15 protein-coding genes are annotated in these 17761 nt (G+C 57.4%); 6 read left to right on the top strand and 9 right to left on the bottom strand.

Annotated features, from left to right (window positions below):
- Nucleotides 1–25: 25 nt before the first annotated feature.
- The 6 genes from C3F38_RS17815 to C3F38_RS17790 form a co-directional block, all read right to left on the bottom strand.
- Nucleotides 26–1093, bottom strand: a complete 1068-nt coding sequence (locus C3F38_RS17815) for a pentapeptide repeat-containing protein (RefSeq protein WP_055316350.1) — start codon at nucleotides 1091–1093, stop codon at nucleotides 26–28.
- Nucleotides 1090–3636, bottom strand: coding sequence for a DUF2169 domain-containing protein (locus C3F38_RS17810; protein ID WP_055316349.1), 2547 nt, complete (start codon nucleotides 3634–3636; stop codon nucleotides 1090–1092). The genes C3F38_RS17815 and C3F38_RS17810 overlap by 4 nt, the downstream gene beginning before the upstream one ends.
- Before the next feature lie 175 nt (nucleotides 3637–3811).
- Nucleotides 3812–4312 (bottom strand): hypothetical protein, encoded by a 501-nt coding sequence (locus C3F38_RS17805; protein ID WP_038876795.1) that lies wholly within the window; start codon nucleotides 4310–4312, stop codon nucleotides 3812–3814.
- Nucleotides 4313–4414: 102 nt separating this feature from the next.
- Entirely contained in the window at nucleotides 4415–4804 is a 390-nt protein-coding gene (locus C3F38_RS17800) for a DUF3592 domain-containing protein (RefSeq protein WP_038876796.1), read from the bottom strand.
- 12 nt (nucleotides 4805–4816) lie between these two features.
- On the bottom strand, nucleotides 4817–7162 hold the full coding sequence (locus tag C3F38_RS17795) for a type VI secretion system Vgr family protein (protein WP_038876797.1): 2346 nt from the start codon (nucleotides 7160–7162) through the stop codon (nucleotides 4817–4819).
- Nucleotides 7163–7674: 512 nt separating this feature from the next.
- A complete protein-coding gene (locus tag C3F38_RS17790) occupies nucleotides 7675–8607 on the bottom strand; it encodes a LysR family transcriptional regulator (protein ID WP_055316348.1) in 933 nt (310 codons plus the stop codon).
- Nucleotides 8608–8704: 97 nt separating this feature from the next.
- On the opposite strand from C3F38_RS17790, the gene pcp reads away from it, so the two are divergent.
- Nucleotides 8705–9352 carry a pyroglutamyl-peptidase I gene (gene pcp, locus C3F38_RS17785; RefSeq protein WP_038876799.1) on the top strand — a complete coding sequence of 216 codons (648 nt, stop codon included), beginning with the start codon at nucleotides 8705–8707 and terminating at the stop codon, nucleotides 9350–9352.
- 34 nt (nucleotides 9353–9386) lie between these two features.
- Here the strand turns inward: pcp and C3F38_RS17780 are convergent, their stop codons facing one another.
- The 3 genes from C3F38_RS17780 to ydgT all read right to left on the bottom strand — a co-directional run bounded on the left by C3F38_RS17780 (nucleotide 9387) and on the right by ydgT (nucleotide 11336).
- Nucleotides 9387–10418, bottom strand: coding sequence for an NADP-dependent oxidoreductase (locus C3F38_RS17780; protein ID WP_104456922.1), 1032 nt, complete (start codon nucleotides 10416–10418; stop codon nucleotides 9387–9389).
- Between the two features lie 85 nt (nucleotides 10419–10503).
- Nucleotides 10504–10923 (bottom strand): universal stress protein UspC, encoded by a 420-nt coding sequence (gene uspC / locus C3F38_RS17775; RefSeq protein WP_038876801.1) that lies wholly within the window; start codon nucleotides 10921–10923, stop codon nucleotides 10504–10506.
- A gap of 197 nt (nucleotides 10924–11120) precedes the next feature.
- On the bottom strand, nucleotides 11121–11336 hold the full coding sequence (gene ydgT, locus C3F38_RS17770) for a transcription modulator YdgT (RefSeq protein ID WP_038876804.1): 216 nt from the start codon (nucleotides 11334–11336) through the stop codon (nucleotides 11121–11123).
- Between the two features lie 1348 nt (nucleotides 11337–12684).
- Between ydgT and flhD the strand changes: the two genes are divergently transcribed.
- The 5 genes from flhD (at nucleotide 12685) to cheA (ending at nucleotide 17749) form a co-directional block, all read left to right on the top strand.
- Complete coding sequence (gene flhD, locus C3F38_RS17765) at nucleotides 12685–13035, top strand: flagellar transcriptional regulator FlhD (RefSeq protein ID WP_033643537.1); 351 nt, start codon at nucleotides 12685–12687, stop codon at nucleotides 13033–13035.
- Nucleotides 13035–13619 carry a flagellar transcriptional regulator FlhC gene (gene flhC, locus C3F38_RS17760; protein WP_019452971.1) on the top strand — a complete coding sequence of 195 codons (585 nt, stop codon included), beginning with the start codon at nucleotides 13035–13037 and terminating at the stop codon, nucleotides 13617–13619. The genes flhD and flhC overlap by 1 nt, the downstream gene beginning before the upstream one ends.
- Before the next feature lie 145 nt (nucleotides 13620–13764).
- Complete coding sequence (gene motA, locus C3F38_RS17755) at nucleotides 13765–14655, top strand: flagellar motor stator protein MotA (RefSeq protein WP_038876807.1); 891 nt, start codon at nucleotides 13765–13767, stop codon at nucleotides 14653–14655.
- Nucleotides 14652–15731, top strand: a complete 1080-nt coding sequence (gene motB / locus C3F38_RS17750; protein ID WP_047730453.1) for a flagellar motor protein MotB — start codon at nucleotides 14652–14654, stop codon at nucleotides 15729–15731. Before motA ends, motB begins: the two co-directional genes overlap by 4 nt.
- Nucleotides 15728–17749, top strand: a complete 2022-nt coding sequence (gene cheA / locus C3F38_RS17745; RefSeq protein WP_103791722.1) for a chemotaxis protein CheA — start codon at nucleotides 15728–15730, stop codon at nucleotides 17747–17749. Before motB ends, cheA begins: the two co-directional genes overlap by 4 nt.
- Nucleotides 17750–17761: the final 12 nt, after the last annotated feature.

Raw genomic sequence — 17761 nt, 5'->3', positions numbered from 1 at the left:
TCCCCTCGTGAAGTGGTCAATGCATTCAGATTCGGCTCTGGCGCTGTGCGCTCCAGGTTTCGGCGGCGTACAGCTCTTCGTCGCGCTCGAGAATCCCGCTGCGATCGCCCCAGCGCGTTTGCTGCTGGTGGGCACGATGCATGCGGGTGCGCATAAAGCGCGCGCGCCGGAAATCGGCAGCGCCGAGATCGGCATAACAGAAATCGGCGTAGGTCAGGTCGCTGTCGCTGAAATCACAGCGTGCCGCGCGGCTGCGTTGGAACACGCATTGATACAGGCGCGCCTGGCTGAAGTTGGCGGCATCCAGCGTCGCTTCGCTGAAGATCGCCTGATCGAACTGCCCGCTGCGGCACTGCGCGTGGGTCAGATTGGCCTCCAGCCACAGCGACTGCTGCGCTTGCACGCCCGTCAGGTTGGCGCGCCGCAGCGAAGCGCCCTTGAAGTTGCTTTGACGCAGCGTCGCCTGGCTGAAATCGACGTCGTCCAGTTGGTTATCGGTAAACTGGCAGGCGACGAGGCGCTGCCCGGCGTAACTTTTGCCGCGATGGTCACATTCGAAAAACGTGACGCGGTCGAAATCTACCCCTTCAAACCCTGTTTCACAGAGGTTTAATCGAAAGAACGTGACAAGGGATAGCCGCGCATGATTCAACGCGGCGCCGTCGAGCGGGCTTTCGTAAAAGGTGGTGCGATCGTGCTGAGTGGCGGAAAAGTTCGCGCCGGCCAATTGGCATGACATCCAGTGGCTTTGATTGAGCGACAGCCGGCTGAAGTCGCTCTGTTCAAGCCGGCAGTTGTTGAACATCGTCAGTTCGATATGGCTCTCGCAGAAGCGGCCGCCCGACATGGCGCACTGATTGAAGGCCGTTTGCTTCAGGTTCGCTCGTGCAAATTGCGCGTGGTCGAGCCGGCAATCGCTGAAGACGCTGTCGCGCAGATCGCAATCGGAGAAGTTCACGCCGCTCAGGTTCAACTCGTTGAACATGCCGCCGGCCAAATCCATACCGGCGAATGACAGGCCGTGCAAATCCTCACCGGCAATCAGCTCGCCGCGTTTCACGCGCTGGCGTATCTGCTCAGGTTTTGAGGTCATACTTCCTTCCCGTTATGGCGAGGCAATGTTTTCACCCTGGCGGTATAGGCACCGTCGAGCCGGGTCGCCCGATCCACCTGCGACTGCGACAAATCGGACCGGAACAGATTGGTGCCCTGCAGGTCGGCGCCTGACAGCACGCATTTTTGCAGGATCGCCGCGATGAAATTGGCGTCGCGCAGGTTGGCCTGGGACAAATCGCTGCGAATGAACAGGCTGCCGCTGCCGTTGGCCTGACGGAAATCGGCCTCGTTCAGCTGGGTTTCCGACAGGTCACAGTTATCGAGGCGCGCACGGCTGAAATTAGCCCGCTGCAACGGCATTTGGCGCAAATTGCACTGGTTCAGCGTCGCGTCGCTGAAATCCGCCTGCGGCAACAGCGTCTTCGCTGCGAAGGCGCAGGCGGTGAGGCGTGCGGCGCGGAAGCTGAGGCTTTGCGTCTCGGTATCAACCCAGGCGCAGCTCTCCAGCCGCGCCCGATCGAAGTTCACCGCCAGCAGCCGGCATTTGATGAAGCTGACTTTGTCGAGCCGGGCGTGGCTGAATATCAGCTGCTCCAGCTGCAGTTCCATCAACGTAATGTTGGCCAGCGTGGCGCGGTTGAAGTCACACTGCCCGAGCAAGGTTTCGTATCCCAGCAAATCGCGTAATGACGCCATCGTGAAATCGCAGCGTTGAAACAAGGTTTGTTGAATGTTGGTTTCGTGCAGCTGCGCGCCGCCGAAATCCGTCGCTTCGCATTTCGCCAGGGCCAAAGAGGCGTGGCTCAGATCCGCCTGCTGCAAGACGGCGCCGCTGAGATCGGCGCGCGCCAACATCGCCTCGCGAAGGTCACAGCCCACCAACCGGGTTTGGCGCAGATTGGCGTTTTCCAGCAACGTGCCGCGCAAGGTGGCATGGCTGAGGTCCATGCCGGACAGATCGGCGCCGGTGAGGTCCAGGCCGCTGAGATCTTTATCGCGCTGCATCGCAGCGGTGACGCGTTGGCGAATGATTTGCGCCAGATCGCCGCTTAAACGCAACGCCGGGTTTTGCGCCTGTGCCGACATTAAATACATCTGGTGCAGCGCGCGCTCGCTTTCCCCCAGCTGCTTGTCGCTAAACGCATCGGGGCGTTGACGCGCTTGTTGAAACAGCTGGTCGCGCTGCTGTTGGTAGCTTTCCGCGCCGGAAAGGTCGGCGGGGCCTGGGCCGTCAATATCAATGCCGTTTGCCTGCGCGCCATCAAGGATTTCACGGTAATGCGCTTCAGCGCGCTGTTCCATGCCGTCGACAAACTCGGCCAACTTCTCCAAAGAGGGCATCGGTTCCGCTGGCGGTGCGGGAAACATGTCGTCGATGTCTCGGCCTTCGCGCTGCAGACGTTGGCGGTGTTGTTCGCGTTGGTGATGTTCGTAGGCGGCGATGTTTTCCACCATCGGGCTTTGCAGCGTCGGCGTTTCCGTATCCAGCCAGGGGCCGATACAGCACTCCGGCAGCAAATCTTTTTCACGAAAAGCGTGCAGAGCGCCATGCTCTTTATCAAGCCGCTGATCGAGCACCTGCCGATAATGAGCGACGCTGCGGCTTTTACCCTCAATTTCCAGCGCCGGCATGAGCTGCATGACGTCTGCGGCATCGTCTTCATTGATGGGAAGGCTGCCCTGGTAGATCAACAGCATTTGTTCGCGATGGGGAAAGAACCACACGGTGGTGTGGCGCATCGTGATTTCCCCGAAATGCGCTTCGCCGCCGCGCAGCCGGTTGATGAAGCAGCGTGCGCGCCACGGCGGTAAATGCCCTTGCTGCATCGGCTCCGACGGATGCATGTTCCATATCCGGTAGGCGGCCTGGGGCGGCAGAGTGTCGCGCTGGGGAAACTGCTGATCGCTGTCTGCCATGTTGAACAGGCGCCAGTCGATGTCGTTGGCGAAGCCGGGAAAGCCGTTTTTCAACCAGTCGGCGTCGTAGTTTTTACCGATGCGGGAGAAGCGACGCGGCCAGGTGATATCCAACGCGTCAAAACTTGCCGGTTGCGCGCTATGCCGAGGCGACGTAAGGCGCTCCTGCAGCGGTTCGATATTGGGTAGGCGATGGATACGGCCTTGCGGAAATGTTTCCGGAGTGGCGCCGATGCCGTGTGGATTATCGGCGAACTGGGTGCCGCCGTAAGCCCGGCGCCAGTCCAGACGCATTTCTGCAAAAGGAAGGGGAGTGGAAGGACGATCGTTGATCCAATGGCGATCGCCGAAAACCACCAGCGTTTTCTCCAGCGAATCCAGCTGGATCTTCACGGCGCAGGCGGTTTTGTCTTGCTGATGGTGGGTGTAGGCGTTGCCGGTGGCGAGAAACTCCGCACAGGCTTTCGGGATAGCCAGGTCGAGCACGCCGCCGCTCAACGTGAGCTCTTCGGCAGCCAGCTGCCACAGCTCCGGTTCGGGGCGCAGGCGCGGGGAAGCCCCCATATCGGCCAAGGCCAAAACGGAAACGCCCAGATGATTTTGCCCTTGCCAAGAGAAGGGGCGATGAAGCGCGCTGAGGCGCAGAGGTTTTACGACTTTCATTGTGTGTGTGTAAAGCTTCCTGTGGATATCAGCCGGCAGCCAGGCTGCTTGCTCAAAAACAATCCGTTTTTCGGTTTAATAGATATCAGGCTATGTCACAACAGATGAAGAAAACGATGCGGCGTTCAGCGCCGAACGTTAATGCGGGGAGCGAGCCCCGCTTCGAAATGGATGATCAAGAGGACAGCGCGCTGTCTTTCCCGTTTATTCCGCGAACCAGCAGCACGGTGGCCACGGACAACGCCGCGGCGATCGTCTTGGCGATAAATTGGCCGGCGCTTTCCAGGTGATAGGGCGCAAAAAAGCCGATGTCGGCGGTGCCCAGAATCAACAGCGCGGCCAGCGCTGCAAAACAGCCCAGCTCTATCGCCAGTGCCAGTCTGCCGGGTGCCGCCGCACCCAGGTAACTCATCAAAAAACCGGGCAAGACCAGGAACCCGATCAGTTCTGCGGGCGCATTCACCGCAGACATCACTTGTTGGTTGTATTTCAGGAGCGCCAGCATCAGCGCGACAAAGATCAGCAGCCGCACAGGTAACGCCTCTGCCCGGCTTGCCGACAAAAAGATTTTGCCGATCGCGGCGAGCAAGACGCAGCCAACCAGGATGCCAAAGAAGGTAAACAGGATTTGTCCCCAAAGGCTGTCCTGCGTCGAAAAGGCAATAAACGCACCCATCGTGACACTTCCTTATACAAGGTGATTTAGCGAACTGATGGACGACAAGTCGCTTTCAGCACGTAGAAACCGGAACGCGTCGATTGAAAGGTATATTTTCGCTCAAAGCCGGGAAAGCTCTTCGATCACCGCTTTCTTGGGGTTCTTCGGGTCGTACTTTATCGCGGTGAAATGACCCGGCTGATATCGCGGCAGATCCACGACGCTGATCGGGCCTTTCGCCACCGCCGTATGGTTCTTTCCGTCTTGGGCGATGTACTTGATCTCGACTTCACAGACCGGTCGGTTGCCGTCCCAGAGATTGGTCTGGCGAATGCTGACGATTTGCCCGGAGGCGGAAACGCCGTTTTCCATCACGCTGAGAGAAGAACCGATATGTTTGAAATAGCCCCAGATATCGACCGTGATGAATTTGAAAAAACCCACCAGGCTGAGGATAGGGGCCAATAAAATCAAACCGATGACGGTGAAGATATTTTTGGCTTTTGACATGGGCATCCCTACTTATAAAAAGATCGCCAGCGCCTTGCTGCTCAATCGCAAAGAACCGTTGGTTATTAAGGCCCCAAGCTGCGTGAACGTCATGGGATCGTTGCTTAGCTTGAAATTGGTTTTGCTGATCGAAAGCGGGTTATGGGAAACATCGAACATCGTATGTTTGACGCTCAGCCCCGTTAAGGCAAGGTTGGCGCCTATCGCGGTCCACTTATAGCCATGGCAGTTGTCTTTCCAGGTGGGCGCCGAAATAGACACGCCGTCCTCGCTGGTAATGTTGATGGTTTTTGCCGTGATGGTGAGCGAACCGCTAATGGTCGTTTGCTGATCGTTTTTGTAGGTTTCTTTGACATTCCCCGTGATGTCGGTGGTCTGGCCGCCAGCCTCCACCGTCAGCGTTTGACCGCCTGCGGTGACCGTAGTGGTTTGCCCGCCGGCGGTGATGGTGGTGTGCTGGCCGCCGGCGGTGATGTTGACCGTCTGCCCCTTGTTGATGGTGCTGGTCTGTTGCCCCTCGGTAATGTCGAGGGTCTGATTGCCTTTCACCGTCACATGTTGCGTCTGCGTGATGTCTTGCGTCTGCGCGCCGTCAAGCTTGAAGGACTGATTGCCGGTGATGTCGATCTTATCACCGCCGTCGATAATCGTCAGGTCGCGGCCGCCTTTGATGTTCACCGTCTGGTGAGCGTTCAGGTTGGCGGTTTCGAGCCCATTGACGGTGGTGGTGCGTTTTGCTTTGTACAGGAATGTGGCGTCGCCGGTGACGGTGTCGTCCTGCAGGCGGCCGATGGTGGTGGTGCGACTGCCGTCAATATTGACGTTCTTGTCGTTTTCCACCGTCATGTTCATGTTGCGTTCGGCGTGCATGTCGAAAGATTCGTTGCCGGGCGCGTCTTCCAGGAACAGGAAGCTGGCGTTGTCGGTGCCGCCGCCTTTGCTGCGGCTCATAAAGCCCATTTTGGTGGCGTCGCCGGGCAGATCCCACGGTGGCATGCTGTCTTCGTTGTAAACGCGGCCGGTGATGATCGGGCGATCCGGATCGCCGTTGATAAAGTCGACCACCACTTCCTCACCCACGCGCGGGATCTGGATCCCGCCGTATTTCCAGCCGGCCCAGGCGCTGGAGACGCGCACCCAGCACGAGCTGGTTTCATTGCCGTTGCCGTGGCGATCCCAACGGAACTTGAGTTTCACCCGGCCATATTTATCGGTCCAGATGCTTTCGCCTTCCGGGCCAACCACTTCGGCGGTTTGCGGGCCATGGGTTTTCGGCCAGGGCGTGGTGCGCGCGGGGCGCCAGTTGATGCCCGCCGGAACGACCTGAAATTCGGTACGTTGCTCGCCGGCGTCGTTATCATTGCTGGCGTAGCTGTTTTCCTGCATGAAGTAATGCGCGCTGACGACCAGGTAGGCCTGGTTGTCTTCCGTGCGCGGCGCCTGAGTCAGTTGGAAACGGTAGCCGGGGGCAATGCCCTGCGAACTGCCTTCGCCGCTCATCTGTTCATGCTGCGCTTCGAACTCCTGCTGGCGAACCTTGACGTAAAACTGGCCGTGGGCGTGATCGGTATAACGCCCGGGCCAGTCGAACACCTCGGCTTTGTCCTGCGCGAACGAGGCGGGATTCTGCCGGGCCTCCAGCAACCGCGCGCGCGGTTTGCGAAAATCGTAGTCGTCCAGACTATACAGGCTGGGCGTAATGGCGTCCGAGACGCTCCAGCTGTTGATGCTGTCTTTATTTTCCACCAGGCCGCCTTCTGCGAGCTGATAGGGAATGCTGGCGTAGCCGGCGAGTTCCTGATGTGCCGACGGCGCGTCAGCCAGCACCAACGTATGGCCGTCTTGCTGGTGCGTGAAATAGTAATAGATGCCTTCGTGTTCCATCAGGCGGCTGATGAAGTCGAAATCGCTCTCCTGGTACTGCACGCAGTATCCCCAGATGCGGTAGTCGTAGCTCAGGCGATTATCGATTTTCACCTGATACTGCCCCAGCACCTGAGTCAGGATGTCGGGAACGGTCTTTTCCTGGTAGATGCGAAAGTCGCGGTTTTGCGTCAGATACCACAGCGTGGGGCGCAGCACGGCGCGGTAGATATAGTAACGGTTGCCGCCGGCTTCTCGTCCGGAGAGCGTCATGCGCGTGATATTGCCGTTGAGATAACGCGGCGCCAACGGATTGCCCCGCAGCTCCAGCGTGATTTTTTGTCCCAGCAGTGCTTTCAGATCGAGCCGATTGTCGGGGCTGAGCAGCTCGACGTCGAATTCGAACAGCCCGGCCAGTTTTTCCTCACCGGAAAGGCTTCGGAACAACAGCTGATGGGAGGGCAAAGGCGTGTGCGCAATGATAAGGCGATCCATACTATTCCCCGGTTTAGGCATAGCTACCGCACGAGAATTGGCGCGCGATCCCGATGGCGTATCTGTCACGAATTGAGACAGGAACTGACGAAATATTTAACAAAGTTTACACAAAGGCACGATTTGTGCAGTCTACAATAGAGCTCTGCATTTGCAAAATAGCCTTTTGGATCAATGCTCAATTCGTTAACTTGCTCACGATCTTGTTTTTTATTATCTAAAACATATAGATGCGAGCAGATCGTTTTTTATATCAAATTATTGGGAAATTGGTAATACCAAAAAGTAAATGTGTAACACTTAAACCAACGTGTTTATAAAACAACTCTTTTTTTTCGTAAAAAAAGTCACTGACTGTTTTTTATCCTTACCATTTGCCAGTTAAAGATGATCAAATATATAAATTTGTTGAATGTGAATTCGGATGATTCCTATTTGGTGGGCGAAAAAAGGCCCAGCGACGGGGCCTGAGGTGCGGGTTTGAACGGTTGAAAATGCAGCGAGTGCCGGCGTTAAGCCGGGCAGAAATCGAGGGGAATTTGGCCGATCAGTTCGCAGAGCCAGATTAAGGCCGGGTCGCGTTGCGCCTGCCGGCCGGCGATCAGTTCAATGGGAAAAGGGGCGATGGCCAACTCGTCGGGCAGCGGGAGAAAACGTACGCGTTGCGGATCGGAAAAGCGCCGAGCCACGCTGGCGGCCAGGGTGGCGATCAGATCGCTGTCGGCGACCACGGCCGGCAGAGCGACAATATGCGAAAAGGTTACGGCGACGCGCCGCCGGCCGCCGATTTCCGCCAGGCGACGGTCGACCAATCCTCTGGCAGAGCCGTCGTCGGCCGGTGCGTACAGCCCATGCGGCAGGCTGAGATAGCGCGCCAGATCCCAGCGGTCATCCGCCAGCTGTGGGTGCGAACGGCTGGCGATGCACACCAGGTGCTCTTCAAACAACGTGCGCACATAGTGGCTTTCCGTACCTGAAAGATGCCCTCCCAGCGCGATGTCCACCTCGCCACGATCCAGCTGCCGGTAAATATTGTGACGGTCCAGACGCGAAACGCGAATATCGATGCCGGGCGCTGTCTGACGCAACCGACTGATGATGGCGGGCAGCAGCAAGATATCGGCATAGTCGCCGGCCGCCAGCGTAAAGCGCCGTTGCCCGGCGGTGGCCGGATCGAAACGGGCAGGGGGTGCCAACGCCAGGTGGATCTGTTCAAGTACCTGCCGTATCTGCGGCATAAGCTGATGGGCACGCGGCGTGGGCGCCATGCCGCCGCCGCTGCGAACAAACAGCGGATCGTTCAGCAGCGTGCGCAGCCGCGCCAAGGCATTGCTGACGGAGGGCTGGGCGCGGTTGAGACGCCGGCCTGCGGCGGTCACGTTGCGCGTCTGATACAACGCCTCGAACACCACCAGCAGGTTGAGATCGACGTTGGCTAAATTCATTTTATGAATACTCTATATACAGATAATCCATTTCCAGAATCATACTGCGTTCTCTAGGCTGGTAGCACACGAATTTGGCCTTCAGTCAGGAGAAATGATGAACAAAGTCTTGGTTACCGGCATTGAGCCGTTCGATGGTGACGCGGTGAACCCTTCCTGGCAGGTTGCGCAGGCATTGGCCGGTGAGCAGATCGCCGGCGCGGAGATCGCGGTGCTCGAGCTGCCCTGCGTATTGGGCCAGGCCAACCTGCAGTTGATCGCTGCGATCGAGGCATTGCAGCCGCTGGCGGTGATTTGTCTGGGGCTGGCCGGGGGCCGCGCCGAGATATCGCTGGAACGGGTGGCCATCAATCTGATCGATGCCCGCATTCCCGACAATGCCGGTAAGCAGCCGATCGACGTACCGGTAGTCGCCGGCGGGCCGGCGGGCTATTTCAGTACGCTGCCCGTCAAGGCCGCGGTGCAGCAGCTGCGCCGGCAGGGGATCCCGGCGGGGGTGTCCTATACGGCAGGCACTTATAACTGCAACCATATCTTTTACGGTCTGCGGCACTATCTGGAGACGCAGCACGCGAGGGTCAGGGGGGGATTCGTGCATATTCCGTACAGCCACACGCTGGCGGCGGCGCATCCGGGTAAGCCGAGTATGGCGCTGGCGACGATGGTGGAAGCGGTACGCACTATCGTGCAGGTGACGCTGACGGTAGAGGAGGATGCGCGATTCGGCGACGGTGCCGTGCATTAAAAGCAGGGCGTGGTGTACCACGCCCTGTTACCGGTTACTCGTCGGCGACGCGGATCACCAGCTTGCCGAAGTTCTTGCCCTGCAGCAGACCGATAAACGCCTGCGGCGCCTGTTCCAGCCCGTCGACGATGTCCTCGCGGAACTTGATTTTCCCCTGCTCGACCCAACTGCTCATCTGTTGCAGGAACTCATCAAAGCGAGAGCCGTAGTCGTCGAAGATGATAAAGCCTTGCATACGAATGCGTTTACGAAGGATCAGCCCCTCCAGCAGCGGCAAACGGTCCGGCCCGGCGGGTAATCCGGTGGCATTGTAATGGGCGATGATGCCGCAGACCGGAATGCGGGCTTTGGCGTTCAACAGCGGCAACACGGCGTCGAACACCGCACCGCCGACGTTTTCATAATAGATGTCGATGCCCTGCGGGCAGGCAGCGGCCAATTGCTCGGCAAAGTCGGGCGCGCGGTGATCGATGCAGGCGTCGAAACCCAATTCTTCCACCGCATAGCGGCACTTTTCCGCTCCGCCGGCAACGCCGACAACGCGGCAGCCTTTCAGCTTCCCGATTTGGCCGACCACCGAACCGACTGCCCCGCTGGCGGCGGCCACCACCAGCGTTTCACCCGCCTGCGGTTGGCCGATATCGAGCAATCCCATGTAAGCGGTAAACCCCGGCATGCCCAGCACGCCCAGCAGGCGGGAAGGGCGCGGCAGGTGTGGGCCGAGGTTGCGCAGGCCGCTGCCGTCGGACAGGGCATAATCCTGCCAGCCGTCATAGCCCAGCACCCAATCGCCGACGTTGAAGTCGGGATGCTGTGAGACCGCCACGCGCGAGACCGTGCCGCCCACCATCACCTGACCGATCTCAACCGGCGGTGCATAAGAAGGGGCATCGCTCATGCGCCCGCGCATATAAGGATCCAGCGACAGATAGACGGTACGCAACAACAGCTGTCCCGCGCCGGGCTGCGGCACGGGGACAGTGTCGAGACGGAAGTTCGCCGCCGTCGGTTCGCCGTGGGGGCGCGAGGCCAGCAGGAAGCGGCGGTTCTGTTGAGAAGGGGACATAGAAAGCTCCTTTGCATTGCGACAAACAAGGTTCGTTAAGCCTAGTTCAGGGGCGGCAAGGCAACGTTACCGAATGTGCTTAGCCTTAGAGCGGGACGATCAGTACGTCAATATGGCTGATATTGATGAAGCGGGCGGCGGAACAGGAGACTTTGTTCATCATACCGTCGCGATGATTGCCGCACAGCAGCAGGTCGAACGGCCTGCTGCGGCTGGCGTATTCCAGGCTGTCACCCAGTTCGCCGTGCACGATCAGCATATCGGCAATTGGGTAACCGGCGCGTTGACGCAGCTCTTCCATAAACAGCCGGGTTTCCTCCTCCATCAGCGTGCGTAAATCGCCCAGCATCGGCCCTGCGAAATTGTTGTACATTTCCGGGTTGGCGAGGGTGCTTAACAGGGTGATGTTGCCGGCGTGGGGGCGGACGATAGAGACGGCCTTTTCCACCAGGCGGTGGCTGTCAGGCGCGACGGCGACGGTGACCAGAACGTTTTGATACCCCATATCCCACTCCTTGTTGTCTACGCCGTGTTTCAGGCTGCCGCGTCGGTGGCCTTAGAGAACATGCTGCGCTCGGATAAAGGGTAGAACCTGATGGGCGTAATAAATGTGTTTCGCATCACGCGCGGCAATAAAAGCTGCGTTTGCCCGGTTATATAGCAATAAAAGATAAAACCGTTGCCGCACGTAATTTCGCTGAATTAAAGCACCTGCGCCCACAGCGTTTTCGGCACTTTGCCCAGATCGAACAATTTACCGGCAACCAGCTCGGCGCGACGGTGGTCGGCGGCGCGATACATGTTGCTAATTTCTGTATCATTTTCAATGGAGTAGTTCAGTTTGTCGTACACCTTTTCCAGGCTGTCCAAAGAGGAGCATTTACGGAATGTCAGCAAATATTCGAGCGTATCGGTCATGATTAAAATATAGCCTGTTAATAGTTAAAGCCGGGTGAATAACACATCAGCGGCTCACGGCGACGCCGCCGAGGCAGTGATGTACGACCTGACAAAAATCATTTCAAGTAGATAAATTGCACTGGGTAATAATGAGGCGTCGCCTGCGGCGGCGCTTCGATAAATCATAATATGCAAGTGCGCCATCAGCAATCTCATCCTGCTGATAAATGAAGAAATAGGGAAAGTCTCAGGGCGAGGCTGCGCGGATGACGGCAGAAGCGCCGCTGTTCCTGCTGCGCGCCAGTTCGCGCTGTCGCTTTCGCGGCGTTTTTTTCACCCGCCCTAAGAGGCGCAACGGCATTACGCGGTGTTTGTCATTGCCGCCTGCGTTGAGGCTTTGCCTCTCTGACGCTGAAGATTGGGGAGAGTAAAACAAAACTGCGTTTTATTTTATCGCAATGAAAGGATGGAAACGGGGGCGGGTTAATAATCTATTCACCTGCGGAATAATTATAACGGTGACAGAAAAGAAATAAAAAAGCATTAAAGTTTTAGGGTGTGCTGCCGATATGCCGTTTTAGGGGTGATTTAACGTAAAAAGACCATTCTTTCGCCGTGCTGATACGGAAACATATCGTTACGTCTGTTTGCTTGTTCACTACGCCAGCGAATCATTGATAAGGCTTAATCACCTGATGTTGAAAATTAGAACAGCCTCAAGCAGGGGGCTTAAGTCAAATCTGATAGCTAATAACCTTATAGTTTACAGAGGTTATTTTTCAGCTTGGATATTTTTTAGCGGTTTAACTGGTTATTTATGCTGAGTTTGTCGGCTACATGCAGATTTTTGTTCTGTTATTTTGGTTTGGTGATGCTTTTGTTCGAATTGATCTAAAAAAGATAATTTTTTGGCTGATAAACATTGTTTTTAAGACGTTTTTTTACCTGTGTCTGTTTTGTGAGCAAAATAGTGGTCAATAAATGTGCGTATTTGAGGGTATTTGGCTTAAATATTTTTTATTTTTGTGATCTATGTCACATTGTATTTAAAATTGCCTCTCACTTACATTGTGTGTGCTAATGGTTCGGGGGTAGAGTTGCGCTGCTTTAGGAATAATCTTATTAAATTTGTAAAAATAGTTTCATGGTGACTAAACACTATCGAAGCAGAATGCTGTACATCCATACACGTTGGTTTACGCTCGTAGCAAATACTGAACAGTGGTCGAATTTAGCGATTGGCGAAAATTATAGCAGTCGTTTTTGAGAGATTAATTTGCCAACTTTGGGAAACAACCCAGGTCACGGGCGATAAAATTTATCACCCAGCGTATGTTTTTAAACATAGTCTGTCGGGATGGGGAATATGGGTACGTCTGAATTACTTAAGCATATTTATGACATCAATTTGTCATATTTACTTTTAGCACAGCGTTTGATCAACGATGAAAAAGCGTCCGCGATGTTCCGCCTTGGTATCGATGAAACCATGGCCGACGCGTTGGCGCAGCTGACTTTACCGCAAATGGTCAAACTGGCCGAGACCAACCAGCTGGTTTGCCACTTCCGCTTTAACGATCACCAGACCATCGAACGCCTGACCAAAGAGTCGCGCGTCGACGATCTGCAACAAATCCATACCGGCATTTTGCTATCAAGCCATTTACTGCAAGAGCTATCGAGTAAAGACGCTAGCCCGACGAAGAAAAGAGCCTGATGATGGTTGAGAAAAGTATTGTTCAAGAAGCCAAGGACATTCAGCTCGCCATGGAGCTGATTTCACTGGGAGCCCGTTTGCAGATGCTGGAGAGCGAAACCCAGCTCAGCCGCGGGCGCTTGATTAAACTTTATAAGGAGTTGCGCGGTAGCCCGCCGCCAAAAGGGATGTTGCCGTTCTCAACCGACTGGTTTATGACCTGGGAACAGAATATTCACTCGTCGATGTTTTACAACGCCTACCTGTTTCTGATGAAAAGCGGGCAGTGCAGCGGGGTGGAAGCGGTGATTAAAGCCTATCGCCTCTATCTGGAGCAGTGCCCCCAGCAGGCCGGCGATGCGCCGCTGCTGGCGCTGACCCGTGCCTGGACGCTGGTGCGTTTCGTCGATAGCGGCATGCTGCAGCTTTCCGCCTGCAGCTGCTGTGGCGGCGCATTTATCACCCACGCGCACCAGCCGCTGAACGGTTTCATCTGCAGTTTATGCCAACCCCCATCCCGCGCCGTAAAAAGACGTAAACTTTCGCCGCAACTGGCCGATATTATTCCTCAACTGCTGGACGAGCAGGTCAAACGCGCCATTTGAGCCGCCACATTGCCGGCTCTCGGCAATGAATACCGACGTGTGATACGCAGGGGCGGCATGCCGCCCCCAGACACGCAGCCTGGTCTGTCGCGCCAGGGCGCGTTTGCCCCACCTTCCATCCACATTGTTAATTTAAGGAATGCGTGTGCTAGTTATTTTGGGTTATCTCGTGGTATTGGGTGCGGTGTTTGGCGGCTACCTGATCGTGGGCGGTCATCTCGGTGCGTTATATCAACCTGCGGAGTTTCTGATTATCGGCGGGGCGGGGGTCGGCGCTTTCATCGTCGGCAACAACGGCAAGGCGATCAAGGCTACGCTGCGCGCGCTGCCGCGGCTGATGCGTCGTTCCAAATACAACAAAGATCTGTACATGGATCTGATGGCGCTGTTGTTCCGCCTGCTGGCCAAATCGCGTCAGCAAGGCATGCTGTCGCTCGAGTTCGACATCGATAATCCGCAAGAAAGTGAAATTTTCTCTAATTATCCGCGCATCCTTGCCGATAACACCCTGGTGGAGTTCATTACCGACTATTTACGGCTGATGGTGAGCGGCAATATGAATGCGTTCGAGATCGAAGCGCTGATGGACGAAGAGATCGAAACCTACGAGCAGGAAAGTGAAGTGCCCGCCGGCAGCCTGGCGATGGTGGGCGACTCCTTGCCGGCGTTCGGTATCGTCGCGGCGGTGATGGGGGTGGTGCACGCCCTGGCTTCGGCCGATCGGCCGGCTGCGGAACTGGGCGCGCTGATCGCTAACGCCATGGTCGGTACTTTCCTCGGCATTTTGCTGGCCTACGGCTTTATCTCGCCGCTGGCCACGTTGCTGCGCCAGAAGAGCGCCGAAAACGTCAAGATGATGCAGTGCATCAAGGTCACGCTGCTGTCGAGCCTGAACGGTTACGCGCCGCAGATCGCCGTCGAGTTTGGCCGCAAAACGCTGTATACCACCGAACGTCCTTCTTTCGTTGAGCTGGAAGAACACGTGCGCCGCGTGAAAGCGCCGGTGCAGCAGGTGACGGAAGAAGAAGAAGCATGAAACAGAATCATCCGGTCGTTCTGGTCAGAAAGCGCAAGTCGCATCATGCCGCCCATCATGGCGGCTCCTGGAAGATCGCTTATGCCGACTTTATGACGGCGATGATGGCGTTCTTCCTGGTGATGTGGCTGCTGGCGATCGCCAGCCCGCAGGAGCTGACGCAAATCGCCGAATATTTCCGCACGCCGCTCAAGGTCGCCCTGACCAGCGGCGACAAGAGCAGTTCCGAAAGCAGCCCGATCCCGGGCGGCGGCGACGATCCTACCCAGCAGCACGGCCTGGTGAGAAAGCAGGTCGACTCGCCGGACTCGCGCGCCGAAGAGCTGCGCCTGAACAAGCTGCGCGAAAAGCTGGACGAATTGATTGAGTCCGACCCGCGCCTGAAGGCGCTGCGTCCGCATCTGTTGATCAACATGATGGACGAAGGGCTGCGCATCCAGATTATCGATAGTCAGAACCGGCCGATGTTCAAAACCGGCAGCGCGCAGGTCGAGAGCTACATGCGCGATATTCTGCGGGCGATAGCGCCGATCCTTAACGACCTGCCGAACAAGATCAGCCTGTCCGGCCACACCGATGATATCCCTTACGCCACCGGCGAGCGCGGCTACAGCAACTGGGAACTGTCGGCCGATCGCGCCAACGCCTCCCGGCGCGAGCTGATCGCCGGCGGCCTGGCGGAAGGCAAGGTGCTGCGGGTGGTAGGCATGGCGGCCACCATGAGCCTGAAACAGCACGGTGCCGATGACGCGATTAACCGTCGCATCACCGTGCTGGTGCTGAATAAGCAAACGCAAGAAGGCATCGAACACGAAAATGCCGAAAGCAACGCGATGGATATCGCCCAGCCGGATAGCCTGAAGCAGCTGGCGCCGTCGGCGACTGCGCCGGCCAGCCAAACGCCGGAACCCCAGGCGGTAACGCCGACCGATCAAGCGACGCCGCCGGCGGCGGCGGACCCTGTTGCTCAATCGCAGGCATCCCCGGCGATAGCCCCGGCCGGCCAAGCGCCGGAACAACCGGCGGCCGCACCCGCACCGACTAACCGCGACTCACAGCCAGAGGTGACCCCGTGAGCATGGACATTAGCGATTTTTATCAGACCTTCTTTGATGAAGCGGACGAGTTGCTGGCCGACATGGAGCAACACCTGCTGGAGCTGGATCCGCTGGCCCCCGATATCGAGCCGTTAAACGCCATCTTCCGCGCGGCGCACTCGATCAAGGGTGGTGCGGCGACCTTTGGCTTTTCGGTGCTGCAGGAAACGACCCACCTGCTGGAGAACCTGCTGGACGGTGCAAGACGCCAGGAAATGAGCCTGAGCACCGAGATTATCAACCTGTTTCTGGAAACCAAAGACATTATGCAGGAGCAACTGGACGCCTATAAAACCTCGCAACAGCCTGATGCCGAAAGCTTTGAATACATTTGCCAGGCGCTGCGCCAGCTGGCGTTGGAGGCGCAACAGCAGCAGGAGGCGCCTGCGGCTCAACCGGCCGTTCAGCAGCCTGTCGTGAAGCCGGCGGCTGCGCCGGCGGCGATCGAAGGCGGCATGCGCATCAGCCTGAACGGGCTGAAAGCCAGTGAAATCCCCTTGATGTTGGAAGGGCTGGGCAACCTCGGCGAGGTTAAAGACCCTCATCAGACGGAACACAGTCTGGACGTGACGTTGCTCACCTCCGCCAGCGAAGACGACATCAGCGCCGTGCTGTGCTTCGTGCTGGAGCCGGAACAAATCAGCTTCTCGACGCCGACGCAGAGCGAACCGGCCGTTGCAGAAGCGAGCTTACCGGCAGCGGTCGCCGCGCCGGAACCTGCGCCTGCGCCGGTCGCGAACGCCGCGCCGCCTGCCGCCAAACCGGCCGCCGCTCCGGCGGAAGTGCCGAAAGCGCGCGCCAAGGCGAGCGAGTCCACCAGCATTCGCGTGGCGGTGGAAAAGGTGGATCAGCTGATCAACCTGGTGGGCGAGCTGGTGATCACCCAGTCGATGCTGGCGCAGCGCTCCGGCACGCTCGATCCGGTGAACCACGGCGACCTGCTGAACAGCATGAGTCAGCTGGAGCGTAACGCGCGCGATCTGCAGGAGTCGGTGATGTCGATCCGCATGATGCCGATGGAATATGTCTTCAGCCGCTATCCGCGCCTGGTGCGCGATCTGGCCGGCAAGCTGAACAAGCAGGTGGAGCTGACGCTGCAGGGCAGTTCCACCGAACTGGACAAGAGCCTGATCGAACGCATTATCGATCCGTTGACGCACCTGGTGCGCAACAGCCTCGATCACGGTATCGAAGAGCCGGCCACCCGCATCGCCGCCGGCAAGTCGGCGGTCGGCAATCTGGTGCTGTCGGCCGAACACCAGGGCGGCAACATCTGTATTGAGGTTATCGACGACGGCGCGGGCCTGAACCGCGAAAAAATTCTCGCCAAGGCCGCGTCGCAAGGGCTGGCGGTGAGCGACAGCATGAGCGATGAAGAGGTCGGCATGCTGATCTTTGCACCGGGCTTCTCCACCGCCGAGCAGGTGACCGACGTTTCCGGCCGCGGCGTCGGCATGGACGTGGTGAAACGGAATATTCAGGAAATGGGCGGCCACGTCGAGATCCGTTCGCAGGCCGGTAAAGGCACCACCATCCGCATCCTGCTGCCGCTGACGCTGGCGATCCTCGACGGCATGTCGGTTAAGGTGAACGACGAAGTCTTTATCCTGCCGCTGAACGCGGTGATGGAATCGCTGCAGCCGCAGGCGGAAGATCTGCATCCGCTGGCCGGAGGCGAACGCGTGCTGCAGGTGCGCGGCGAATATCTGCCGCTGGTGGAGCTGTATCGGGTATTTGAAGTGGAAGGCGCCAAAACCGATGCCACGCAGGGCATCGTCGTTATCCTGCAAAGCGCCGGTCGCCGCTATGCGTTGCTGGTGGATCAACTGATTGGCCAACATCAGGTGGTGGTGAAGAATCTGGAAAGCAACTACCGCAAAGTGCCGGGCATCTCCGCCGCGACCATTTTGGGCGACGGCAGCGTAGCATTGATCGTCGATGTCTCGGCGTTGCAAACCTTGAACCGTGAAAAGCGTCTGACGGACGCCGCCGCATAATAATGAGTTTAT

Origin of the sequence: Serratia sp. SSNIH1, assembly GCF_002935055.1 — a bacterium.
GTDB lineage: Bacteria > Pseudomonadota > Gammaproteobacteria > Enterobacterales > Enterobacteriaceae > Serratia > Serratia nevei.
This window is presented reverse-complemented; position numbering and strand designations above follow the sequence as displayed.